The sequence below is a fragment of the Streptomyces sp. Tu6071 genome, from assembly GCF_000213055.1.
GTDB classification, from domain to species: domain Bacteria; phylum Actinomycetota; class Actinomycetes; order Streptomycetales; family Streptomycetaceae; genus Streptomyces; species Streptomyces evansiae.
In genome coordinates, this window is sequence record NZ_CM001165.1 from 432,159 (window position 1) to 456,313 (window position 24,155).

Here is a 24,155-nt window from a genome sequence, read left to right on the forward strand (position 1 = left end):
TGACGGGTTCAGAGCAGGTGGTGGCGGTCGAGGTAGTCGCGGGCGACGTCCTCGGGGAGGCGGCGCCAGCTGTCGACGCGGCGGTTGAGGTCGGCGAGGTCGGCGGTGGTGAGGACCTTGTTGAGGCGGTCGAGCGCGGCGGCGACGCGACGCGAACCGGCCCGGGAGCGGTTGACGACGGGGACGAGGTAGTCGGCGTTCTGGAGCTTCTTGTCGTCGCGGAGCAGGACGAGCCCGAACTCGTCGAGCGTCGCGTCGGTCGTGGTCGTGGCGACGAGCTGATCGCGGCCGTCCTGCACTGCCTTCTTCGCCTGCGTCGTGCCGAGGCCCTTGGGGTCGATCGCGGTGAGGTCGATGCCGTACGTCTTCTTCAGGCCGGGGGCGCAGTAGGGGCGGGTCGCGCACTCGTCGCCCGCCGCGATGCGGACGGGGAGCTTCGCGCGGCCGAGGTCGGAGAGGGTGCGCAGCTTGTGCTCGCGCGCGTAGGCGCGGGTGACGGCGTACGCGTTCTGGTCGACGGCCCTGCCGGGGTCGAGGACGTCGAGGCCGCGCGCGGCGGCGAGGGCGCGCAGGCGGCGCATGGTGCGGTCGAGGTCGGGCGAGCCGACCGGTTCCGCGTCGGCGCCGTTCTTCTTGGCGTTCAGCCAGTCGGCGAAGGTGGCGGCGTACTCGGGGACGACGTCGATCTGCCCGGATTCGAGCGCGGGCTCGTACAGCTCGCGGTTGGAGACGGTGATCAGCCGGGTGTGGTAGCCGGCCTTGTCGAGGAGCAGCTTGTACATGTGGGCGAGCAGGTCGCTCTCGGTGAAACCGGCCGAGCCGATGGTGAGCTGCTTGCTGTCGCCCGGGGGCGCGGTGACCTCGTTCCGGTTCTCCAGGGACGGGCCCGTGGAGCAGGCGGTGAGGAGGAGTGCCGCGGTGAGCAGCGCGGCGGCGCCACGGGTACGGGGCAGGGCGGCGCTCGGGGTACGGGTCACCGGGCGCCCTCCTGTTCCCGTACCGGCAGCCACCGCTCGCCCAGCGCGAAGGCGCCCTCGACGAGGAGCGCGAAGACGGCGACGAGCACGGCGCCCGCGACGACCTGCGGGGTCGACGCGAGGTTGAACCCGGCGGTGATGATGCGGCCGAGGCCGCCGCCGCCCGCGAGCGCGGCGATCGTGGCCGTCGCGACGAGCTGGACGGCGGCGATGCGGACGCCGGTGAGGACGAGCGGGGCCGCGAGCGGCAGTTCGACGCGCCACAGGAGCTGCCGGCCGGTCATGCCCATGCCGCGCGCGGCGCGGACCACTTCCCGGTCCACGCCCCGCATCCCGACGTAGGCGTTGGTGAGCAGCGGTGGCACGGCGAAGAGGACGAGCGCGATGACGGTGGGGCCCTCGCTGAGCTTGCCGACCGGGGTGAGCAGGAGGAGGACGAGGACGGCGAAGGTGGGGACGGCGCGGCCGATGTTCGCGAGGTTGACGGCGAGGGCGCCGCCGCGCCCGATGTGGCCGAGGACGAGGGCGACGGGGAGCGCGACGAGGCAGCTGATGAGCAGGCAGACGAGGGTGAGCAGGACGTGTTCGAGCAGGCGGTGCGTGATGCCGTTCTCGCCCGACCAGTGGGCGGGGTCGCTCAGCCAGTCCCAGGTGTCGCCGAGTACGTTCACGCGCGGGTCCACGGGGTGAGGAGGCGGCCGACGAGGAGCAGGAGCAGGTCGGCGGCGATCGCGAGGAGGACGCACAGGACCGAGGCGGTGAGCACCTGGGCCTTGAAGTAGGTGTTCATGCCCTGGTAGATGAGGTTGCCGAGGCCGCCGAAGCCGACGATGGCGCCCACGGTGACGAGCGAGACGGCCGAGACCATCGCGATGCGCAAACCCGCGAAGGCGGCGGGCAGCGCGAGGGGCAGTTCGACCGCGAGGAGCAGCCGCAGCGGCCCGTACCCCATGCCGCGCGCCGCCTGCCGTGTCTCCTCGGGCACGGCGCGCAGCCCGGCGAGGAGATTGCGGACGAGGAGCGTGAGCGAGTAGAGGACGAGCCCGGCGACGACGAGGGTCGCCGAGAGCCCGTACACCGGCAGGAGCAGCGAGAACATCGCGAGCGAGGGGATCGTGTAGAGCACCGTCGTGAGCGCGAGCACGGGTCCGGCCGCCCAGCGCAGGCGGCGCGCGAGGACGGCGAGCGGGACGGCGATGACGAGGGCGATACCGACGGCGGCGGCGGTCAGCTCGATGTGCTGCGCGACGGCGTCGAGCAGGACGTGCCGCCGGGTGGTCAGGTACGTGCCGCAGATCCACTCGTTGCGGGCGAGGCAGTCGTCGGGGGTGGCGGGGGTGGCACTCACCTCCCCATTCCAGCGGTGGCGCGGGGTGCGGGCACGTTCGGGCGGACCGTCCGGGTGGCGTGCGCGGGCGACCATTAGGTTGGGCGGCATGAGCAATCTGGACACCCACCCCGTGCCGAAGCCGTGCGGAGGCCGCGAGGACGTCCTCGCGGCACCCGTGCGCGAGCTGCTGAGCCCCCGTCGGGTCCCGCTCGGCGAGTCGACGGAGGTACGGCGGCTGCTGCCGAACCTCGGCCGCCGCATGATCGGCGCCTGGGCCTTTGTCGACCACTACGGGCCCGACGACATCGCGGACGAGCCGGGGATGCAGGTGCCGCCGCACCCGCACATGGGCCTCCAGACGGTGAGCTGGCTGCACGAGGGCGAGGTGCTGCACCGCGATTCGCTCGGCTCGCTCCAGACGATCAGGCCGCGCGAGCTGGGCCTCATGACCTCGGGCGGCGCGATCTCGCACTCCGAGGAGAGCCCCCGCCCGCACGCCCGCCACCTGCACGGCGCCCAGCTCTGGGTCGCGCTGCCCGACGAGGCGCGCCACGTGGCCGCGCACTTCGAGCACCACGCGGACCTCCCGCACGTCACGGCCCCCGGCCTCGACGCGACCGTGGTCCTCGGCACGCTCGACACGGCGACCTCGCCCGGCACGACGTACTCGCCGCTCGTCGGCGCGGACCTCGCGCTGCGCGGGGGCACCGCGACGAGCCTGCCGCTGAACCCGGACTTCGAGTACGGGGTCCTCGCGATGTCGGGCGAGCTGTCCGTGGACGGGGTGCCCGTCACCCCGGGGTCGATGCTGTACCTCGGCTGCGGGCGCACGAGCCTGCCGCTGCGCGCCGTGTCGGACGCGGGCGCGATGCTCCTGGGCGGTGAGCCCTTCGCGGAGAAGCTGCTCATGTGGTGGAACTTCGTGGGCCGTACGCAGGAGGAGATCGAGCGGGCCCGCGAGGACTGGACGACGGGCTCGCGTTTCGGCGAGGTGCACGGCTACGACGGGGAGCGCCTGCCCGCCCCCGCGCTGCCGCCCGTCCCGCTGAAGCCGAGGGGGCGCGAGCGCTGAGACGGGGGGCGGGGACGGCCGAAGGCGGAGGAAACGGCATGCGGCGGGACGACGGCGGCCCCTGAGCTGGTGTGGACCGCGAAGCGCTCGCGCGGGCGGGCGGCGTGGGTCGTGCCGGGGACCGCCGCCATGGCCTCGTACCTCGCCGCGCGGGTCGACGACGTCTGGCACCGCGAGTCCTGGGGCTCCTGCTCGACAGGGGGTACGGGGGCGGGGCGCCGCCCGTCTCCGTACGTGGGACCCGCCCCCGTCCGTGGCGCCTGTCCCCGTGCCCGGTTCACTCCTCGGCGGGGTCGCTCCGGACCTGGTAGGGCACGAAGGTGCTGGTGTGCTGGTCGATCGCGAGGGGGTGGCCGACGGGCGGGGTCGCGCGTTGGGGGCAGTCGAGGTGTTCGCAGACGCGGCAGCCCATGCCGATGGGGGTGTCCGAGGCGGGGTTGTCGAGGTCGAGCCCCTCGGAGTAGACGAGGCGGCCCGCGTGGCGGACCTCGCAGCCGAGGCCGATCGCGTACGTGCTGCCGCGCTCGCCCCAGGCCCCGCCGCGCCGCGTGACCGTGCGCGCGGTCCACAGGTGGCGGCTGCCGTCGGGCATGCGGGTGAGCTGGACGTGCACGCGTCCCGGCGCGGTGAACGCCTCGTAGATGTTCCACAAGGGGCACGTGCCGCCGGAGCGCGAGAAGGGGAAGCCCGTCGCGGACTGGCGCTTGGACATGTTCCCCGCGCGGTCGACGCGGACGAACGACAGGGGGACGCCGCTCAGCCGGGGGCGTTGCAGGGTGCTGAGGCGGTGGCACATGGTCTCGTAGCCGAGGCCGTAGTGGTCGCCGAGGCGCTCGATGTCGTAGCGGTACTCCTCGGCGCGCGCGTGGAACTCGCGGTACGGGAGGACGAGGGCGCCGGCGAAGTAGTGGGCGAGGCCGATGCGGGTGAGCGCGTGGGCGGGTGACTGGCGGGGGAACTTCTCGGCGGCGAGGGAGTCGAGTTCGGAGCCGTACTCCAGGAGCGCGAGCTGCGCGGCCATGCGGAAGGTCTGCTGGCCCGGACGCAGCCGCGGCGAGAGGTGCAGGGTGCGCGTCGCGGTGTCGTAGCGGTGCGCGTGGGGGCCCGCCGTGGTCGCGACGTGGACGCCGTGCTGGGCCTCCAGGTGCTCGGCGAGGGTCTGGCCCGCCGTGCCGGGGCGGACGCGGAGTTCGCCCGCGAGGTCCTCGGCGGCGAGGTCGAGGGGGTGGAAGTAGTTGCGGCGCTCGTAGAAGAAGTCGCGCACCTCCTCGTGCGGGGAACCGGGCGACTCCCGTTCTTCCTCGGGGCCGTCGCCGCGTCCCGAGAGCTGCTCGGTGAGACGCTGGGAGCGGCGCTGGAGGTCGAGGAGGAGGCGCGCGGCGCCGGGGGTGCGGGTGGCGATCTCCTCCAGTTCGCCGGGCAGGACGCGGCCCTCGTCGAGCGGCGCCGCGAGGGCTTCGCGGAGGTCGGCGAGGAGGCGGGTCGCGTCGCGGGCGGAGAAGAAGGACGCGTCGATCCCGAAGGTCTCGCCGATCTTGAGCAGGACGGGCACCGTGAGCGGGCGCGCGTCGTGCTCCATCTGGTTCAGGTAGCTCGGCGAGATGCCGAGGGTGCGGGCGAGTTCGGCCTGGCTGAGGCGGCGTTCCTCGCGCAGCCGGCGCAGGCGCGCGCCCGCATAAGTCCTGGCCATGGCAGGCCCCCTCCGTCACTCCACGTCACTCCCGGCGAGAGTGGGAGCCCACCTTAGCGGGCGCGCGGGGATTGGCAAGCTTCGCAAAGTTGGCGGGGCAAGATTCACACACTTCACAGATTTCCCCCCTTGATGGCACTCAGTGCCAGTGCCACAGTCGAGTCATCACCCCGCCCCGCAAGGGAAACGGGAGCAGCGAAGCAGGGTGGAATGCTCCAGAGGACTTAGTGCGACACTCCGTGCCGCACAGGGCTGAGTCCGGCCCCCTGCTTCACAACCGTGACACCTCACCACAGCGACACCACAGCGACACCTCCAGGGAGACGGTGACCCTCATGGGCAAGACGACCGACCGCGCAGCCGAACTGACCCGCCGCTGGGCCGAGGACCCCCGCTGGAAGGGCATCGAGCGCACCTACTCCGCCGAGGACGTCGTGCGCCTCGCCGGCAGTGTCCGCGAGGAGCACACGCTCGCCCGGCGCGGCGCCGAGCGCCTGTGGCGCCAGCTCCACGAGCACGACTACATCCACGCGCTCGGCGCCCTGACCGGCGGGCAGGCCGTCCAGCAGGTCAAGGCGGGGCTCCAGGCCATCTACCTCTCGGGGTGGCAGGTCGCGGCGGACGCCAACCTCGCCGGGCAGACGTACCCCGACCAGAGCCTCTACCCGGCCAACTCGGTCCCGCAGGTCGTGCGCCGCATCAACAACGCGCTGCTGCGCGCCGACCAGATCGCGACCGCCGAGGACGACGGCGACACGACCGACTGGCTCGCGCCGATCGTCGCCGACGCGGAGGCCGGTTTCGGCGGCCCGCTCAACGCCTTCGAACTGACCAAGGCGATGATCGCGGCGGGTGCGGCCGGTATCCACTACGAGGATCAGCTCGCCTCCGAGAAGAAGTGCGGCCACCTGGGCGGCAAGGTCCTCGTGCCGACCTCGCAGCACATCCGCACCCTCAACGCGGCCCGTCTCGCGGCGGACATCGCGGACACGCCGACCCTCGTCATCGCCCGCACCGACGCGCTCGCCGCGACCCTCCTGACGAGCGACGTCGACGAGCGCGACGCGCCCTTCGTCACCGGGGAGCGCACCTCCGAGGGCTTCTACCACGTGCGGAACGGCATGGCCCCGGTCATCGCGCGCGGTCTCGCCTACGCCCCGTACGCCGACCTCATCTGGGTCGAGACCGGCACCCCGGACCTGGAGCAGGCACGGGAGTTCGCCGAGGCGATCCACGCCGAGCACCCGGACCAGATGCTCGCGTACAACTGCTCGCCGTCCTTCAACTGGCGCGCCGCGCTCGACGACGACCAGATCGCCAAGTTCCAGCGCGAGCTGGGTGCGATGGGCTACCGCTTCCAGTTCATCACCCTCGCCGGGTTCCACTCCCTCAACCACGGGATGTTCGACCTGGCGCGCGGCTACGCCGAGCAGGGCATGACCGCCTACGTCGACCTCCAGGAGCGCGAGTTCGCCGCGCAGGCCCAGGGCTTCACCGCCGTGCGCCACCAGCGCGAGGTCGGCACGGGCTACTTCGACCTCGTCTCCACGGCCGTCAACCCGGCCTCGTCCACCACCGCGCTCGCCGGCTCCACCGAGGCCGAGCAGTTCCACTAGCCGGACCGGGACGGCGGCGGGCCCCACTCCTCGCCCGCCCCGTCCTCTCCTCGCGGCGCGCACCCGTGCGAGTGCGCCGCCGCACCGGGGACGCGCGCCCTCGCGTCGGCGCGCGTCCCCGTACCCCGAGCGAACGGGGGCCGGGCACCCGTCTCCGTCCGGCCCCCGTTCCTCGCACCCTCACCCGGTCCGGCCGGGCGCCCCGGCCGTTCCCGGCCCCGCCCGGTCCCGCTTCAGGAGGTCCCCGATGCCCACCCTCGCCCCGGCCCGTACCGTCCAGGTCGTCGCCGCTCCCGGCGCGCGCCACGACGAGATCCTCACGCCCGCCGCGCTCGACTTCCTCGGCGCGCTCGTGGCCGCCTTCGGCGAGCGCCGCGAGTGGCTGCTGCGCGAGCGGCGCCGCCAGGCGCACCGCCTCGCCGCCGGAATCCGCCTCGACTTCCCGCTCGTCACGACGCCGGTGCGCACCGATCCCGCGTGGCGCGTCGCGCCGCCCGCGCCGGGGCTCGCCGAGCGGCACGTGGAGCTGGTGGGCCCGCCCACGCCGGAGGCCGCCGCCGCCGCGTACGGCTCGGGCGCCTCGACGTGGACCGCCGACTTCGAGGACGCCACCTCGCCGACCTGGCACACCGTCCTCGACGGGCACCTCCTCCTGAAGGACCTCGCCCGCACCCCGCGCGCGGGGGAACGGCCCACGCTCATCGTGCGCCCGCGCGGCTGGCACCTCGACGAAGCGCACCTGGAGTACGACGGGCGGCCGGTGCCCGCCGCGCTCGCGGACTTCGCGCTCTTCTTCTTCCACAACGCGAAGCCGCTCGTCGAGGCGGGGCACGGGCCCTACTTCTGCCTGCCGAAGCTGGAGAACCGGTACGAGGCGCGGCTGTGGAACGACGTCTTCCTCCTCGCCCAGGAGCTGACCGGCCTCCCCGCAGGGACCGTGCGGGCCTCCGCGCTCATCGAGACGATCACCGCCGCGATGGAGATGGAGGAGATCCTGCACGAACTGCGCGCGCACAGCTCGGGGTTGATCGCCGGTCGCTGGGACTACCTCTTCAGCCTCATCAAGACCTTCGGCCACCGCACCGACTTCCTCCTGCCCGACCGCGCGCGGCTGCCGATGACGGCGCCGTTCCTGCGCGCGTACACCGAACTCCTCGTGCGCACGTGCCACCGGCGCGGCGCGCACGCGATCGGCGGCATGGCCGCGCAGGCGCCCGAAGGCGGCCCGGAGGCCGTCGAGGCGGCGCTCGCCGAGGTGCGGCGCGACAAGGAGCGGGAGGCGGAGGACGGCTTCGACGGCTCGTGGGTCGCGCACCCGGGGCTCGTCCCGGTCGGCCGGGACGTCTTCCGGGGCGTCCTCGGCGACAGGCCGCACCAGCTCGACCGGGGACGCGACGACGTCGAGGTCCGGGCCGCCGAACTCCTCGCCGTGCCGCGCCTGACCGGGGCGCCGGGACCGGAGGGGGTGCGCGGCAGCGTGGCCCTCGCGGTCCGCTACTTCGACCGCTGGCTCGGCGGCACGGGGCTGCTCGACCAGGGCGGCCTCATCGCCGACGCGGCGACCGCCGAGATCGCCCGCACCCAGATCTGGCAATGGCTGCGGCACGGGGCCGTGAGCCGCGAGACGGTCGAGCGGCACGTCGAGGAGGAGCTGACAGCCCTCGCGGACGAGGGCGCCCACAGCGACCCCGCGACGGTCCGCGAGCTGTTCGCGGCGACGGCGCTGGGCCCCGAACTCCCGCTCTTCTTCACGCGCTACGGCTACGACACCTACCTGGCGCCCCGCGCCGTCTGACCCCGCGGCGGGCGGGACCTGCCCCCCACCCGCCGCGGCCCGAGCCGCCCCGCCCCGAACCCACGCGGGGGCGGGGCGGCCTCACGCCCGGGACCGGAACGCCCCCGCCCCGCCCGACACGATCCGGCCCCTCCGTCGCTTGAGGAGCGGGGTAGGGGGCGGAGCCTCATGACCCAGCCCCTCCGGCGCTTGAGGAGCGGGGCCCGGGGCGGAGCCCCGCGAGTCCGCCCCACGGCCCGGGTCACTCGTTCCGGAACTCCGGCTCCCGCTTCTCGACGAACGCCGCCATCCCCTCCTTCTGGTCCGCGAAGGCGAACACCGAGTGGAACAACCGCCGTTCGAAGTGCACCCCCTCCGCAAGGGTCGTCTCGAAAGCCGTGTTGACCGCTTCCTTCGCCATCATGGCGGCGGGCGCCGAGAGCCGCGCGATCGCCTCGGCCGCGGCAAGGGCCTCCGTGAGGAGGTCGGCGGCGGGGACGATCCGCGAGACGAGGCCCGCGCGTTCGGCCTCGGTCGCGTCCATCGTCCGTCCGGTCAGGCACAGGTCCATCGCCTTCGCCTTGCCGACCGCGCGAGTCAGCCGCTGCGAGCCGCCGATCCCCGGGATGACCCCGAGTTTGACCTCGGGCTGCCCGAAGCGCGCGGTGTCGGCCGCGATCAGCAGATCGCACAGCATGGCGAGTTCGCAGCCCCCGCCGAGGGCGTGCCCCGCGACGGCGGCGATCGTCGGCGTGCGGAGCCTGCCGAGCCGGTCCCAGGCCGAGAACCAGTCGCGCAGGTACATCTCGACGGACGTGCGCGGCGCCATCTCGGTGATGTCCGCCCCGGCGGCGAAGGCCCGCTCGGAGCCGGTGATCACGAGGCAGCCGGTGTCCGGGTCCCGGTCCAGCTCCTCGGCCGCGCCGACGAGTTCCTCCATGAGCCGCGCGTTCAGCGCGTTGAGCGCCTTCGGGCGGTTGAGGGTGAGCAGCGCCACGCGTCCCCTGCGCTCGACGAGGATCGTCTCGTACGCACTCATTCGGCCGCCTTCCCCGAGTCCTCCCGCAGGACCCGCACGATGCCCGAGAAGTCCTCGTCCGCTCCTCGTCCTTCGGCGTACGCCGCGTACATCTCCGCCGCCCGCAGGCCCAGTTCGGCATGGACGCCGCCCGCGCGGACCGCGTTGGCCGCGAGGCCGAGGTCCTTGGCCATGAGCGGGGCGCCGAAACCCGGACGGTAGTCGCGGTTGGCGGGGGACGCCGGAACGGGCCCGGGGACGGGGCAGTTGACGCTGAGCGCCCAGCACTGGCCCGAGGCGGTCGAGGCGACGTCGTAGAGCGCCTGGTGCGAGAGACCGAGGCTCTCGGCGAGGACGAACGCCTCGCTCACGGCGATCATCGAGACGCCGAGGATCATGTTGTTGCAGATCTTCGCGGCCTGCCCGGAGCCCGCCGCCCCGCAGTGCACGACCTTCTTGCCCATGACGTCGAGCAGCGGCAGCGCCTCGGCGAACTCCTCCTCTCCCCCGCCCACCATGAAGGTGAGCGTCCCCGCCTCGGCGCCGACGACGCCGCCCGAGACGGGCGCGTCGAGACAGCGCATCCCGCGCCCCTCGGCGAGCGCGTGCACCGCGCGGGCGTCGGCGACGTCGATCGTGGAGCAGTCGACGAAGAGGGTGCCGGGACGCGCGGCGCCGAGGATGTCCTCGTAGAGGCCGAGCACGTGGCGCCCGGCGGGGAGCATGGAGATCACGAGGTCGGCGCCGGTGACGGCCTCGACGGCGCTCGCGGCGGCCTCGGCCCCCGCGGTGACACCCGCTTCGAGGGCCGCGGGCACGAGGTCGAAGGCACGCACGGTGTACTCCGCGCGGACGAGGTTCGCGGCCATGGGGGCGCCCATGTGCCCGAGCCCGATGAACGCGACGGTGCTGACCTTCTTGTCGGTACTGCTCACCGTGTCACCTCCGGTGTCGGGGCGAGCCCGAGTTCCCGCTCGCCCAGGGGTGTGAAGAAGCGTGCGACACCGGCGGCGTCGACCTCGGCGAGCGAGGCCGGGTTCCAGTGCGGGTCGCGGTCCTTGTCGACGACCTGCGCGCGGATGCCCTCCACGAGGTCGGGCGTGGCGAGGCAGGCGAGCGAGACGCGGAACTCCTGGTCGAGCGCCTCCTCCAGGGTGCCGAGCGCGCGGGCGCGGCGGAGCGCTTCGAGCGTCACCTTGAGGCTCGAAGGGGACCGGCCCGCGAGGGTCGCCGCGTCGGCGTGCGCGGCCTCCTCGGGGCGGGCCCGCAGCCGCTCGACGATCTCCTCGACGGTGCCGGCCGCGTAGCAGGCGTCGATCCAGGCGCGGTCGGCGTCGAGCGCGGCGGGCGGCGCCTCGGCGGCGTACCGCCCGACGGCCTCCTTCGCGGGCACCGTGCCCAGCGCTTCGAGGAGTTCGGGCAGGGCGCTGGACGGTACGTAGTGGTCGGCGAGGCCGAGGCGCAGCGCGTCCCCGGGCCCCGCGACCGTGCCGGTGAGGGCCTGGCGGGTGCCGAGGTGCCCGGGGGCGCGCGAGAGCAGCCAGGTACCGCCGACGTCGGGCACGAAGCCGATGCCGGTCTCGGGCATCGCGGCCTTCGTGCGCTCGGTGACGATCCGGACGGAGCCGTGCGCGGAGACGCCGATGCCGCCGCCCATGACGATGCCGTCCATGACGGCGACGTACGGCTTGGGGTAGTGCGGGATGCGGGCGTTGAGCCGGTACTCGTCGCGCCAGAAGTCCGCGGCCTCGTGCCCGTCGCCGCCGCGCGCCGACTCGAAGACGGCGCGGATGTCGCCGCCCGCGCACAGGCCGCGCTCCCCCGCCCCGGTGAGGACGACGGTCTCGATCGCGTCGTCCTCCTCCCAGGCGGTGAGGGCGGCGTCGATGAGGCCGACCATCCCGTGCGTGAGGGCGTTGAGGGCGCGGGGGCGGTTGAGGACGAGGCGGGCGGCCCGTCCCGTGACGGAGGTGAGGACGGGGCTGTCCTCGGCGCCGCTCACCGCGCGGCTCCCGTGAGGCCCCTGGCCACGATGACGCGCATGATCTCGTTGCTCCCTTCCAGGATCTGGTGGACCCGCAGGTCCCGGACGATCTTCTCGATACCGTACTCGTGGAGATAGCCGTAGCCGCCGTGGAGCTGGAGCGCGCGGTCGGCGATGCGGAAGCCGCTGTCGGTGGCGAAGCGCTTCGCCATGGCGATGAGTTGAGGGGCCTGCGGGTCCTTGCGGTCCAGGGCGTCGGCGGCCTGGTGGAGCAGGGCGCGCGCGGCGGCGAGCTCGGTGGCCATGTCGGCGAGGCGGAAGCGCAGGGCCTCGGACTCGATGAGCGGCTGCCCGAACGCCTCGCGTTCGGTGAGGTGCTGGAGCGAGCGGTCGAGCGCGGAGCGGGCGCCGCCGAGCGAGCAGGCGGCGATGCCGAGCCGGCCGCCGTTGAGGCCGTTCATGGCGATGCGGAAGCCTTGGCCCTCCGCGCCGAGCACGCGGTCCGCGGGCACGCGCACGCCGTCGAGGATCACCTGCCGGGTGGGCTGGGCGTTCCAGCCCATCTTGTGCTCGTTGGGCCCGAAGCCGAGCCCGGGGTCGTCCTTGTCGACGAGGAAGGCGGTGATGCCGTCGGGTCCGGCGCCTCCCGTACGGGCCATGACGAGGTAGAGCCGGGCGGCGCCCGCGCCGGAGATGAACTGCTTGACCCCGGTGAGGACCCAGTCGTCGCCGTCGCGCACGGCGCGCGTCGAGAGCGCGGCGGCGTCCGAGCCGGCGCCCGGTTCGGTGAGGCAGTAGCTCGCGAGGTCGTCCATCGCGCACAGCCCGGGGAGGTGGCGGGCGCGCTGGGCCTCGTCGCCGTAGGTGTCGATCATCCAGCCGACCATGTTGTGGATCGACAGGTAGGCGGCGACGCAGGGGCAGCCGGTGGCGAGCGCCTCGAAGACGAGGACGCCGTCGGTGCGGGTGAGGCCCGAGCCGCCGGACTCCTCGCGGACGTAGACGCCGCCGAGGCCGAGTCCCGCGGCCTTGCGCAGGACGTCGACGGGGAAGTGCTTCTCGCGGTCCCACTCCAGGGCGTGCGGGGCGAGGTGGTCCCCGGCGAAGTCGAGCGTGGTCTCGACGAGTGCCCGCTGGTCCTCGGTGAGGAGGGTGTCGTACGTGGTGGCGTGTGTGGTGGTGCTCATCGTGGTGCCCTCAGCCCATCGTCGGGATGGTGAAGCTCGCCCCTTCGCGCAGTCCCTTGGGCCAGCGCGAGGTGACGGTCTTGGTGCGGGTGTAGAAGCGGATCGAGTCGGGTCCGTGCTGGTTGAGGTCGCCGAAGCCGGACGCCTTCCAGCCGCCGAAGGTGTGGTACGCGACGGGCACCGGGATCGGTACGTTGACGCCGACCATGCCGGTCTCGACGCGGCGCGTGAAGTCGCGCGCGGTGTCGCCGTCGCGGGTGAAGATCGCGACGCCGTTGCCGAAGGCGTGCTCGCTCGGCAGGCGCAGGGCCTCCTCGTAGTCGGCGGCGCGCGCGACGCAGAGGACGGGCCCGAAGATCTCCTCCTGGTAGATCCGCATGTCCGGGGTGACGCGGTCGAAGAGCGAGGCGCCCGCGAAGAAGCCCTTCTCGTGTCCGGCGAGGGTGAAGTCCCTTCCGTCCACGACGAGTTCGGCGCCTTCCTGGACACCGATGTCGACGTAGGAGCGGACGCGGGCGAGAGCGTCCGGCCCGACGAGGGGCCCGAAGTCGGCCTCGGGGTCGTCGCTCGTGCCGATCCGCAGCCCGGCGATGCGCTCCTTGAGGCGGGCCACGAGGGCGTCGGCGGTCTCCTCGCCGACGGGGACGGCGACGGAGATCGCCATGCAGCGCTCGCCCGCCGAGCCGTACCCGGCGCCGACGAGGGCGTCCACCGCCTGGTCGAGGTCGGCGTCGGGCATCACGATCATGTGGTTCTTGGCGCCGCCGAAGCACTGGGCGCGCTTGCCGTTCGCGGCGGCGCTCGCGTAGATGTGCGCGGCGATGGGGGTGGAGCCGACGAAGCCGAGCGCGCGGACGCGCGGGTCCTCGATGAGGGTGTCCACGGCTCCGCGGTCGCCGTTGACGACGTTGAGCACCCCGGCGGGGAGCCCGGCTTCGAGGAAGAGCTCGGCGAGGCGCAGCGGCACCGAGGGGTCGCGCTCGGAGGGCTTGAGGATGAAGGCGTTGCCGCAGGCGAGGGCGGGGGCGGCCTTCCACAGCGGGATCATCGCGGGGAAGTTGAAGGGCGTGATGCCCGCGACGACGCCGAGCGGGCTGCGCAGCGAGTGCACGTCGATGCCGGTCCCGGCGTTGTCGGTGAACTCGCCCTTCATGAGGTGCGGGATGCCGGCGGCGAACTCGACGACTTCGAGGCCGCGCTGGAGGTCGCCGTGCGCGTCGGCAACCGTCTTGCCGTGCTCGCTCGACAGGAGGCGGGCGATCTCGTCCTTCTCCTGGTCCACGAGCTGGAGGAAGCGGAGCAGCACGCGGGCGCGGCGCTGCGGGTTCCACTCGCCCCACTCCCGCTGCGCGCGGGCGGCGTCGGCGATCGCGGCCTCGGTCTCGGCGCGACTCGCGAGCGGCACTCGGGCCTGCACCTCGCCGGTGTTGGGGTCGTAGACGTCGGCGAAGGACCCGGAGGTGCCGGGGGTGTGCTTGCCGCCGATGAAGTGGGTGAGTTCGCGTACAGGGGCGCGGTCGGGCGCACTGGCCATGAGGAGCCTGCTCTCGTCGGGAGATGCGGGATGGCACGCGACTCGCCGGCCGTGCGGGTGGACGGGGCGGCGGGGGCGTGGGGATCGTGTGGCGGGGTGCGGGGGGGCGCGGGGCGCGGCTCGACGGGGCGGGGCGCCGGTCGCGGGGCCGGGGCTCGCGGGGTGCCGCGCGGCGCTCAGGCCCGGGCTCGGTGGCGGCGCGGCCGGAGGGTGGGCGGACCGCAGGATCGGTGGGCGCGCACGAGTGCCATACGTGTCAGCTCCATCCCTCGTGGACATCATGGGCAACGCAGACAAGACGGACAACGCGGATCGTCCCACGGCCGGTCACCGATCCCGGATCACCGCGCCCCGTGAGCCCGCCGGCGCTCCTGTTCGCCGACGCGTGACGCGCGGATCTCGCGCGGGGGCACTCACCGGCACCGGAGGCGGGCCGCGCCGGAGCCGCCCGGCGGCCCCACACCGCGGGCCTGCCCGGACTATATAGTTGGACGTCCTAGTAAATCCAGCCTCCGCGCGAGAGAGCCGATGAACCCGCAGCTCGGAGGGGGTGCGCTGACGAGAGGTCAGCCCAGGGGGCGGGGCGGCGGGGCCGTGGAGCCACGCGGGACGAGGCTCGGGACCTGCGCGGCGTGCGAGACGGCGTCGCGCCGGAGGATGACGTCGAAGAGGGTCTCGGTGACGTCAGCGCCGAAGGAGAAGACGTCGTGCCGCATCGCCGAGAGCATGGGCCTGGTGAGCTGGCAGAGCTGGGAGTCGTCCCAGGCGAGCAGCGAGAGGTCGTGCGGGACGGAGAGCCCGAACTCGGCGGCGACCCCGAGCGCGGTGACAGCCATGAGGTCGTTGTCGAAGATGATCGCGGTGGGCCGCTCGGCGGCCAGCAGCAGCGTGCGGCAGGCGCGACTGCCCTGGTCGGCGGAGAAGTCCGCGACGACGGTGCGCGCGGTCAGGCCCAGTTCCTCGGTGGTGCGGGTGAAGGTCTCCGTGCGGATGGCGCTGTGGCCGAGTTCGGCGGGGCCGCTCACGCGGGCGATGTGCCGGTGCCCGAGCGCGGCCAGGTACCGCACCGCCTCCTCGGTCGCCACCGCGTCGTCGGTCCACACGGCGGGGAAGGGACCGGCCAGCGAGGGGTGGCCGACCACGACGGCGGGCAGGCCGATGGCGGAGAGGGCGGGGACACGGGGGTCGTCGACGCGCAGGTCGACGAGGATGCCGCCGCTGACGCGATTGCCCTGCCACCACTCGCGGTGCACCTCGATCTCCTCCTCGGGTTCGGCGAGGCGCAGCAGGAGCGAGCAGGAGTGGCGGGTGAGGACGCTCTCTATGCCGGAGATGAACTCCATGTAGAACGGTTCCAGGCCGAGCATCCGGGCGGGCCTGGCGATGACGAGGCCGACGGTGTGCGGCGCCTGGCCCGAGAGGGACTGCGCGGCCTGGTTCGGGCTCCAGCCGAGGTCGCGGGCGGCCTGGAGGATGCGTTCCCGCGTCTTCGCCGAGACGCCCGGCTTGTCGTGCACCGCGAGAGTCACGGCGGAGGGTGAGACTCCGGCGAGCCGGGCGACGTCCTTGATCGTGACCTTGTGCCCGCCGCGCGGTGCGCCTGCCGTCCGAACCACCTGTGCGTCCGCCTTCGTCTCGTCGTGCAGCGCTGCCGCGCCGCGTGTTCTCGTACCGCGCCCGTCGTACCGGCCCCCGGACCGCGCCCCGCCGTCCCCGTCGCGATGGTGCTTCGTCGCGACGGGGACGGCGGTGGGCTGGAGCGCGCGAGTTCCGGGCGGATCGGCGCGAGCCCCGGGCGGGGCAAGCACGATGACGGGTCGGTTCATCGTAGACGATGCGCCCTTCACGCATCGGTTGCTGGAACGATCTACCCCCGGGCCGGACGGCGCCCGGTGGAGTTGAATCACCACGTGTAGGTGACGGTGGCGCCGGGCGCGACGGTCGTGGTCCGGCGGACTCCGGGCGCGGTGAGCGTCGCGGTGCGCGGGTTCTTGGGGTCGGGGTTGAGGACGACGAGGGCGGTGCTGCCGTCCGGGTTGCGGAAGGCCGTGGCCTGGAGGGGGTTGGTGTCGCCCTCGGCCGGCAGGACGCTCGCGGCGATCCGGGTTGCTCCGGGACGGGTGAAGCGGGAGAAGTGGGCGAGCGTGTAGTAGTGCGTGGTGCGGGTGACGGCCGCGGTCGTGGAGTCGATGGTTACGGCGCCGTCGCAGCCGGTGCAGCCGCCCGTGTGCGGGCCGTGCTTCTCGTCGAGCGCGAGGTTCCAGAAGACCATGCTGCGCGCCCAGTTGTTCATGGCGCCGATGGTGCGGCCCGCTCCGCCGCCGCTGCACTCGGTCTCGAAGACATCCTTGTCGGGGAAGGACGCCTTGAGCGCGGACTGGGCGCGGGGGTCGCCGTAGTAGCAGTGGTAGGCGGTGCCCGCGATCCAGCGGGCGGCGCGGGTGCCGAGGAGGTCGTAGGGGTAGTCGGGCTCGGGGTCCTCGCCGATGTCGGTGTGGGCCTTGGCGTCGAAGGGGTGCTCGGCCCAGTTGTGGTCGAAGCCGAGGATCTTGGTGCGGAGCCCGGCGGCGCGCAGCGCGGGGCCGAGCCGCTCGATGACCCGGGCCTCCTGGGCGACCGGCAGGTCCGTGCCGGGGTAGTCGGCGCGCAGGAGGGCCTGGGGCTCGTTCTGGACGGTGAGGTAGTCGACGGGGACGCCGGCCTTCTCGTACCCCTGGACGAACTTGACGAGGTAGCGGGCGTAGGCGTCGTAGACGGCGGGCTTGTCGATGAGCTTGCCGTCGATCATCGAGCCCTCCGTCTTCATCCAGGACGGCGGGCTCCAGGGGCTCGCGATGACGGTGAGGCGGGGGTTGAGCGCCTTGGCCTCGCGGAGCAGCGGCAGGATCTGGTGGGTGTCGTGGTCGAGCGAGAAGTGCCGCAGGCCGTAGTCCGTCCGCCCGGCGGGGACCTCGTCGAAGCTGTATCCCTTGGTCGCGAAGTCGGACGCGCCGATGGGCTGGCGCAGGGTGCTGAGGCCGATGCCCTCGGTGGGGCTGAACAACTGCCGCATGAGCACGGAGCGTTCGCTCTTCTTCATGTGGTACAGGACGGCGGCGGAGGAGTCGGTGAGGGAGGCGCCGAAGCCGGTGAGCTTCTGGAAGCGCAGGCCCGGGTTCACCCTCACGGTGGTGTCCGCCGGGCCGGTGGCCGTGGTCAGGGGCACGGGGGCTTCGAGACGTGCGCCGGTGGTGGTGGCGTCGGTGGCCCACTGCCGTACGGAGGGCCGGTGTGGTCCGGCGGGCTCGGCGACGGCGCCGTGCGTGGTCGTGAGGACGGCGAGCAGGGCACCCCCCGCGGCGAGTGCGGTGAGTGCCCGGCGGCGGCGCCGGGAAGGGGTTAGTGCGGTCATCGTGGCTCCGGTGGGGTGGCGGGGCGGGGGTCAGGCGGGGAGGTGCCAGGTCTGCCAGGGGTTGGTGTTGCGGTCCCAGATCTGGAGGCGCGTCCCGTCCGCCGTACTCCCACCCGGCACGTCCAGGTACCGCCCCGACTGCGGGTTCCTCAGGTGCCCGTCGGACTCGGCGACCCACCGCTGAGCCCCGGAACCGTTGCACTCCCACAGCTGGAGCCTCGTCCCGTTCACCGTGCCCTGGCCCGTCACGTCCAGGCACTTCCCCAGCGCGCGCAAGGTCCCGTCCTCGTTCGTCGTCCACTTCTGCGCGGCGGTGCCGTTGCAGCCGTAGAGCTGCACCACCGTCCCGTTCGCGGTAGCCGAACCGGCCACGTCCACGCACTTCCCGCCGACCCCGGTGAGCGGCCCGGAGGGGGTCGCGGGCGGGTTCGTACCGCCTGAGGGGAGCGTGAACTGGCCCTGGCTCAGGACGCGGGAGTTGTTGAAGGTGGACTGGAGGCCGGAGGCGGAGTTCGCGGTCGTGAGGTACTCCGACCAGATCATGAACCAGGCCCATCGGGGCTGCGCGGCGAGCTGCGCGGGGGTCGGAACGGTGCCGACCTCGGCGAGGGCGACGGGCTTGCCGTGCGCGGTGTTCAGCATCGCCTGGTACCAGTCGCCGGTGGGGTAGCCCTTGACCCACGGGTCGAGGCTCGCGACGTCCACGGCGTCGTCCCCGGGGTAGAAGTTCCCCACTCCCCCCGAGCCGCCGTTCGCGGCGGTGTCCTTGACGTTCCACACCCACAGGAGGTTGTCGAGGCCCTTCGACTCCAGGTAGTCGTGGGTGATCCGGAAGAGCCGCGCGCTCCCGTTCGCGCCGGGGCGGCCGCCCCACCAGGCCCAGCCCTCGTTCATCTCGTGGAGGGGCCGGAAGAGAACGGGGACGCCCGCGTCCTTGAGCTGGGTGAGGTAGGGGACAGCGGTGTCGAGCTTCGCCTTGAACGCCTTGTTGAGCGCGCTGTTGTCGGTGGTGAGCTGCTGCCACTCGGAGTCGGAGAGGCGGCTGCCGTTGATGCCCCCCTCGAACTCGCACGTGGCGACGTCGGGACGGCACATGTGCCAGGTCAGGCTGACGAGGGAGCCGTTGGCCCACTCGGTCTTGGCCTGGTTCACGAGTGCCTGGCGCTGAGCGACGTCGTCGGCGCGGAAGCCGAGTTCGCCGCCCCACAGCCCGGGCCACTTCCCGGTGAGGTCGTGGGCCTGGGCGGTGTAGCGGGAGGGATCGGCGAGCGGTTCCTTGTTGTGGACGCCGCTCACGACGTGGGAGCCGCTGATCTCCTGGAGGTAGGAGAGCACGGCGTCCGGGGTCGAGGGGCCGGTCGCCGCCGCCGGTGACGGGGACAGGCCCAGCCAGGCGACGGCGGCGAGCGGGACGGTGAGGAGCGCGGCGAGGCGACTGCCGCGGGTGCGGGATCTCATGGGTGTGTCCTCTCGGGGACGCGTGGGGGTGAGGAGACGCGCCGGGACCGGCGAGAACGGTCCGCGGGTGAGTCGCGTCCCCGGCCGGGTGCCGGGCGGGGGCCGACGCGTCGCCAGGAAGCTAGGACGCCGCCTGAGGGGGTGTCAATGGATCGGACGCAGAATAAGTAAAACGTGCGAGTGACGGTTTCCAGGGCTTTGCAGCGCACGTTTTGGATGCTTCTCTCGAACGGTACATGCACCTCTGCACCTCCCTCTGTCCCTGATCCGAAAGGACTTCCCCATGCGCCGCATACGGTTCCTCGCGACGGCCTGCACGGCCTTCGCCCTGCTCACGGCGGGACTCGCCACCGCCGCCCCCGCCTCCGCCGCCTCTGCCTCCGGGCCCCTCACGGGGGTGGGCGGGAAGTGCGTGGACGTGGCGGGTTCGGGTACGGCGAACGGGACGGTGGTGCAGCTCTACGGCTGCAACGGCACTGCCGCGCAGAGGTGGACGACGAACGAGGACGGGACCTTGCGCGCGCTGGGGAAGTGCCTGGACGTGACGGGCCAGGGCACGGTGAACGGGACGAGGCTCCAGCTGTGGGAGTGCAACGGTTCCGGGGCTCAGCGGTGGGTCGCCGAGTCCGACGGGCACCTGAAGAACCCGCAGTCGGGCCGGTACCTGGACGTGCCGGGTGGGAGTACGGCGGACGGGACGCGCCTCCAGATCTGGGACCGCAACACCAACCCCTGGCAGACCTGGAAGCTTCCCAGCGACGGCACCACTCCCCCGCCCGGCTCCTGCGCCCCCGCGCTCGCCCCCGGGCAGTACAACACCCCGGTGAGCTACGGCGGCACGACGTACCAGGTGCTCGTCCACATTCCGGCGCGGAGCGCGGGCACCCGGCTCCCGCTCGTCCTCGACCTGCACGGCAGCCAGTCCACCGGGGCGGGCCAGCTCGCCTACAGCGACCTGGCGCCCACCGCCGACGCCAAGGGCTTCGCCGTCGCCGCGCCCACCGGCGCCGTACCGAGCGGCAGCGGCTACATCTGGAACGTGCCGGGGGTCACCCCCTCCGGCACCCGCGACGACGTGGGCTTCCTGCGGCAGGTCATCGACACGCTCACCGAGCGGGCCTGCCTCGACCCGGGGCGCGTGTACGCGACGGGGTACTCCGGCGGGGGCCGGATGACGTCCGCGCTCGGCTGCGCGCTCGCCGACCGGATCGCCGCCATCGCGCCGGTCGCCGGGCTCCGCGCCGGCCGGCCCGACCCGGCGGACCGCGGCCGCCCGCTCCCCTCCTCCTGCGCGCCCTCGCGCCCGGTCCCCGTGATCGCCTTCCACGGCGAGCAGGACGCGACCAACCCGTACCGGGGCGGCGGTGACAGCGGCGCCTGGGCCTACTCCGTGCCGGTCGCCCGCGCACGGTGGGCGGAGCTGAACGGCTGCGGGAACGCCCCGGCGGAGACGCAGGTCAGCACCCACGTCCGGCGTACCGCGCACGGCGGCTGCGCGGGCGGCGCCGACGTCGTGCTCTACACCGTCTCCGACGGCGGGCACACCTGGCCCGGCTCCCCCGTGGACAACGGCAACGGCAAGGTCACGCACGAGATCAGCGCCAACGACCTCATGTGGGAGTTCTTCCGCGGCCACCCGCTCCCCGGCGCCTCCTGAACAAGCTCGCCACTCAAACGGACAGTACCGGTAACTTGCAGCTCAGCAGGGCTTGTTGCCGATCTGTGTCCTGATGGAACTAAACCGTTCTATGGACACCGTCCCGTGTTGCCTCTACGTTGAGCAGCCGTCAGCCGCTTCGCCCCGAGGACGCGACCTCCGTCGCCGCGCGGGCCGCAGTGCGGCGCTTTCCCCATCTCGTCAGGGAGTTGAAGAGGCCATGCGTAGAACAGCACTCGCGGCGACGACGGTCGTGCTCGCCACCGCGCTGACGGCGTGCGGTGGTTCGGGGTCGGGCTCCTCCTCGTCCGAGGAGGCGAGCGCCCCGAAGGACCCGGCGAAGGTCTCGGGCACGATCACGGTGCTCACCAACCGCACCGACCAGGTGCAGGACGGCACCCTCAAGGGCTACGCCGCGCGTTTCAACAAGATCTACCCCCGCGTCAAGGTGAAGTTCCAGGGCGTCACCGACTACGAGGGCGACGTCAAGATCCGCATGAACAGCGAGAACTACGGGGACGTCCTGTCGATCCCGGCGTCCGTACCGCTCAAGCAGTACCCCAACTTCTTCTCGCCGCTCGGCGCCGCGAAGGAGCTGTCCGGGAAGTACGACTTCACCGACCACGCCACCGTGGACGGCAAGGTCTACGGGATAGCCAACATCGGGACCGCCAACGGCTTCGTCTACAACAAGGCCGTGTGGAAGAAGGCCGGGATCACCCAGTGGCCCCGGACGCCCGCCGCCTTCCTCGACGCCCTCCAGGCCATCAAGTCGAAGACGGGCGCCACCCCGTACTACACGAACTACCACGACGGCTGGCCGCTCACGAACTGGGGCAACGCGCTCGGCTCGCCGAGCTGCGACCCGGCGGCGAACGACAAGCTGGCGACGACCAAGGAGCCCTGGGCGAAGGGGCAGGACCTCCACGTCGTGGACACGCTCCTCCACGACATCGTGCACCGCAAGCTCTCGGAGGCGGACCCGACCACCACGAACTGGGAGAACTCCAAGACCCTCATCGGCACCGGGAAGATCGGCACGATGTGGCTCGGCTCCTGGGCCGTCGTGCAGATGCGGGACGCGGCGAAGAAGGCCGGGCACGATCCCGAGGACATCGGCTTCATGCCCTTCCCCGCCCAGCACGACGGGAAGTTCTGCTCGGTCGTGCGGCCCGACTACCAGTACGCCGTCAACAAGCACTCCGCGCACAAGGACGCCGCGCGGGCCTGGCTCGACTGGTACATCGACAAGTCCGGTGACGCGCAGGCGACCCTGTCCATCTCCTCGCTCAAGAGCGCCCCGCTGCCGGGCATCCTGAAGCCGTTCCAGGAGCAGGGCACCAAGCTCATCCACCTCGGCTACGGCAAGAACGCGCTCGTCGACGAGATCGACAAGGCGTCCGAGGTCGGCCTCAACGCCCAGGACTACCCGCAGCACCTGATCGACGTGGCACGCGGCACCGCCGGGGGCGATCTGGACGGAGCGTTCGCGGAGCTGAACAAGAAGTGGTCCGAGGCGCAGGGAACCCTCGGCTGAGTTCCCGCCACCGATCCGTACGACCGAAAGGAGGACCACGATGAGCGCACCACAGGCCGCGGGGCCGTCCCTGGCCGCCCGCACCGCGGCGGCACCGGAGAGCGCCGGCGGGAGAACGGCCGTGAAGGGTGCGCCCGGGCCCGCGCCCCGTCGCCCGCGCAAGCGCAGGACCCACCGCTGGTTCACCCCCTGGCTCTACCTCCTCGTCCCGCTCGCCTTCCTCGTCACCTTCACCGGGCTGCCGCTCGCCGGGCTCGTCTCGTACAGCTTCACCGACTGGGACGGGCTGAGCCCGGTGAAGGACTTCGTCGGGCTCGACAACTACACCGACCTGTTCACGCGGCCCCAGCTCTTCCGCGTCTTCTGGGTGAGCGGCTTCTACCTCGTGGGCTCCGTCGCGCAGATCTGCGCGGCGCTGTACTTCGCGACGGTGCTCAGCTTCCGCACCCGGTTCAGGAACGTCTTCAAGGGCGTCCTGTTCTTCCCGTACCTCGTCAACGGCGTCGCGATCGGCTTCGTCTTCCTCTACTTCTTCCAGCCCGGCGGCACCCTCGACACGGTGCTCGGCTGGTTCGGCGCGGGCCCGCACCTGTGGCTCGGGGACCCGGATCTCGTGAACACCTCGCTCGCGGGGGTGTCCGTGTGGCGGTTCATGGGGCTCGACATGGTGCTGTTCCTCGGCGCGATCCAGTCGATCCCGCCGGAGCTGTACGAGGCGGCGGAGCTGGACGGGGCGAACAGGTGGCAGCAGTTCCGGCACGTCATCGCGCCGAGCATCCGCCCGATCATCTCGCTCAGCGTCATCCTCGCCGTCTCGGGGGCGCTCTCGGTCTTCGAGATCCCGTTCATCATGACCGGCGGCGCGAACAACAGCGAGACGTTCGTGATCCAGACGATCAAGCTCGCGTTCAACTTCAACAAGACCGGGCTCGCCTCGGCGGCGGCGCTCGTGCTCCTCGTCGTCGTGCTGCTCGTCACCGGCTTGCAGCGGGTGCTGTTCCCGGACGAAAGGGTGGAACAGTCATGAGCGTCCTCAGCCCCGCGGCGCGCCCACCCGCGAAGTCCCGCGCGCCGCGCGGCACCCGGGCCGGGGGCCGCCTCGCGACCGCCCTCAAGTACGCGACGCTGGTTCTCGCGAGCGCCGTCGTCGTCGTGCCGCTCGCCGCGATCCTGCTCACCTCGCTGCGCACCGGCAAGGAGGTGTCGAAGGACCCGGGGCTCGCGCTGCCGCACGACTGGCTCAACTTCCACAACTACGCGGTCGCCTTCACCGACGGGCACATGGTGCGCGCGCTGCTCAACACCGCGTTCATCCTGGTCTTCTCGGTGGCCGGGACCGTGCTCATCGGCTCGATGACGGCGTACGCGGTCGACCGCTTCCACTTCCGCTTCAAGAAGCTCGTCCTCGGCGCGTTCCTCGTGGCCTCGCTCGTGCCGAGCGTCACGACGCAGGTCGCGACCTACCGGATCGTGAACGACCTCGGCGTCATGGACTCCCGCTGGGCGCCGGTGCTGCTCTACATGGGCACCGACATCGTGTCGATCTACATCTTCCTCCAGTTCATCCGCTCGATCCCGGTCTCGCTCGACGAGGCGGCCCGGCTCGACGGGGCCTCGTCCTTCACGATCTACCGGCGGATCATCCTGCCGCTGCTCAAACCGGCGATCGCCACCGTCGTGATCGTCAAGGGTGTCGCGATCTACAACGACTTCTACATCCCCTTCCTCTACATGCCGAGCGAGGACCTGGGCACGATCTCGACGTCCCTCTTCCGCTTCAAGGGCCCGTACGGGGCGCACTGGGAGGTCATCTCGGCGGGTGCCGCCCTCGTCATCGTGCCGAGCCTGCTCGTCTTCCTCGCGCTCCAGCGCTTCATCTACAACGGCTTCGCGGCCGGCGCCACCAAGTAGCCCCCGCGCGGCCTTCCTC

At 72.5% G+C, this 24,155-nt stretch carries 19 protein-coding genes; 7 read left to right on the top strand and 12 right to left on the bottom strand.

What is annotated here, in order from left to right; all coding sequences use genetic code 11:
- Positions 1-8: 8 nt before the first annotated feature.
- Genes STTU_RS01755 through STTU_RS01765 form a run of 3 tightly spaced genes read right to left on the bottom strand, consistent with a single transcriptional unit; the run spans position 9 to position 2,325 of the window.
- Positions 9-977: an ABC transporter substrate-binding protein gene (locus STTU_RS01755; protein WP_043253765.1), complete on the bottom strand. Its 969-nt coding sequence runs from the start codon at positions 975-977 to the stop codon at positions 9-11.
- Positions 974-1,648 carry an ABC transporter permease gene (locus STTU_RS01760; RefSeq protein ID WP_043253767.1) on the bottom strand — a complete coding sequence of 225 codons (675 nt, stop codon included), beginning with the start codon at positions 1,646-1,648 and terminating at the stop codon, positions 974-976. Before STTU_RS01760 ends, STTU_RS01755 begins: the two co-directional genes overlap by 4 nt.
- A complete protein-coding gene (locus STTU_RS01765) occupies positions 1,645-2,325 on the bottom strand; it encodes an ABC transporter permease (RefSeq protein WP_009070656.1) in 681 nt (226 codons plus the stop codon). The genes STTU_RS01760 and STTU_RS01765 overlap by 4 nt, the downstream gene beginning before the upstream one ends.
- 88 nt (positions 2,326-2,413) lie before the next feature.
- Here STTU_RS01765 and STTU_RS01770 point away from each other — a divergent pair, with 88 nt between their 5' ends.
- Positions 2,414-3,379, top strand: coding sequence for a pirin family protein (locus tag STTU_RS01770; RefSeq protein ID WP_043253769.1), 966 nt, complete (start codon positions 2,414-2,416; stop codon positions 3,377-3,379).
- Positions 3,380-3,656: 277 nt separating this feature from the next.
- On the opposite strand, the gene STTU_RS01775 is transcribed toward STTU_RS01770, so the two are convergent.
- A complete protein-coding gene (locus tag STTU_RS01775) occupies positions 3,657-5,069 on the bottom strand; it encodes a short-chain fatty acyl-CoA regulator family protein (protein WP_007819227.1) in 1,413 nt (470 codons plus the stop codon).
- A gap of 335 nt (positions 5,070-5,404) precedes the next feature.
- Here STTU_RS01775 and aceA point away from each other — a divergent pair, with 335 nt between their 5' ends.
- On the top strand, positions 5,405-6,685 hold the full coding sequence (gene aceA / locus STTU_RS01780) for an isocitrate lyase (RefSeq protein WP_043253770.1): 1,281 nt from the start codon (positions 5,405-5,407) through the stop codon (positions 6,683-6,685).
- 247 nt (positions 6,686-6,932) lie between these two features.
- Positions 6,933-8,480 carry a malate synthase gene (locus STTU_RS01785; RefSeq protein WP_007819229.1) on the top strand — a complete coding sequence of 516 codons (1,548 nt, stop codon included), beginning with the start codon at positions 6,933-6,935 and terminating at the stop codon, positions 8,478-8,480.
- A 241-nt stretch (positions 8,481-8,721) separates the two neighbouring features.
- Here the strand turns inward: STTU_RS01785 and STTU_RS01790 are convergent, their stop codons facing one another.
- From STTU_RS01790 to STTU_RS01825, 8 genes are all read right to left on the bottom strand, one after another.
- Entirely contained in the window at positions 8,722-9,498 is a 777-nt protein-coding gene (locus STTU_RS01790) for an enoyl-CoA hydratase (protein ID WP_010268855.1), read from the bottom strand.
- Positions 9,495-10,412, bottom strand: coding sequence for a 3-hydroxyisobutyrate dehydrogenase (gene mmsB / locus STTU_RS01795; protein WP_037934160.1), 918 nt, complete (start codon positions 10,410-10,412; stop codon positions 9,495-9,497). Before mmsB ends, STTU_RS01790 begins: the two co-directional genes overlap by 4 nt.
- The gene (locus tag STTU_RS01800; RefSeq protein ID WP_043253773.1) at positions 10,409-11,479 is read right to left on the bottom strand and encodes an enoyl-CoA hydratase/isomerase family protein; all 1,071 of its coding nucleotides are present in this window, start codon (positions 11,477-11,479) and stop codon (positions 10,409-10,411) included. The genes mmsB and STTU_RS01800 overlap by 4 nt, the downstream gene beginning before the upstream one ends.
- Positions 11,476-12,648 carry an acyl-CoA dehydrogenase family protein gene (locus STTU_RS01805; RefSeq protein WP_007819243.1) on the bottom strand — a complete coding sequence of 391 codons (1,173 nt, stop codon included), beginning with the start codon at positions 12,646-12,648 and terminating at the stop codon, positions 11,476-11,478. Before STTU_RS01805 ends, STTU_RS01800 begins: the two co-directional genes overlap by 4 nt.
- Before the next feature lie 10 nt (positions 12,649-12,658).
- Positions 12,659-14,182 carry a CoA-acylating methylmalonate-semialdehyde dehydrogenase gene (locus STTU_RS01810; protein ID WP_007819244.1) on the bottom strand — a complete coding sequence of 508 codons (1,524 nt, stop codon included), beginning with the start codon at positions 14,180-14,182 and terminating at the stop codon, positions 12,659-12,661.
- 566 nt (positions 14,183-14,748) lie between these two features.
- Positions 14,749-15,798: a LacI family DNA-binding transcriptional regulator gene (locus STTU_RS01815; RefSeq protein WP_008744485.1), complete on the bottom strand. Its 1,050-nt coding sequence runs from the start codon at positions 15,796-15,798 to the stop codon at positions 14,749-14,751.
- A 287-nt stretch (positions 15,799-16,085) separates the two neighbouring features.
- Complete coding sequence (locus STTU_RS01820) at positions 16,086-17,573, bottom strand: glycoside hydrolase family 30 protein (protein ID WP_007819250.1); 1,488 nt, start codon at positions 17,571-17,573, stop codon at positions 16,086-16,088.
- Between the two features lie 30 nt (positions 17,574-17,603).
- Positions 17,604-19,031 (bottom strand): glycosyl hydrolase, encoded by a 1,428-nt coding sequence (locus tag STTU_RS01825; protein ID WP_007819252.1) that lies wholly within the window; start codon positions 19,029-19,031, stop codon positions 17,604-17,606.
- A 283-nt stretch (positions 19,032-19,314) separates the two neighbouring features.
- Between STTU_RS01825 and STTU_RS01830 the strand changes: the two genes are divergently transcribed.
- From STTU_RS01830 to STTU_RS01845, 4 genes are all read left to right on the top strand, one after another.
- On the top strand, positions 19,315-20,688 hold the full coding sequence (locus tag STTU_RS01830; RefSeq protein WP_007819254.1) for an RICIN domain-containing protein: 1,374 nt from the start codon (positions 19,315-19,317) through the stop codon (positions 20,686-20,688).
- A gap of 220 nt (positions 20,689-20,908) precedes the next feature.
- A complete protein-coding gene (locus STTU_RS01835; protein ID WP_007819256.1) occupies positions 20,909-22,225 on the top strand; it encodes an extracellular solute-binding protein in 1,317 nt (438 codons plus the stop codon).
- 40 nt (positions 22,226-22,265) lie between these two features.
- The gene (locus STTU_RS01840) at positions 22,266-23,252 is read left to right on the top strand and encodes a carbohydrate ABC transporter permease (RefSeq protein WP_234019114.1); all 987 of its coding nucleotides are present in this window, start codon (positions 22,266-22,268) and stop codon (positions 23,250-23,252) included.
- Entirely contained in the window at positions 23,249-24,136 is an 888-nt protein-coding gene (locus STTU_RS01845; protein WP_043253775.1) for a carbohydrate ABC transporter permease, read from the top strand. Before STTU_RS01840 ends, STTU_RS01845 begins: the two co-directional genes overlap by 4 nt.
- The last annotated feature ends 19 nt before the right edge of the window (positions 24,137-24,155 follow it).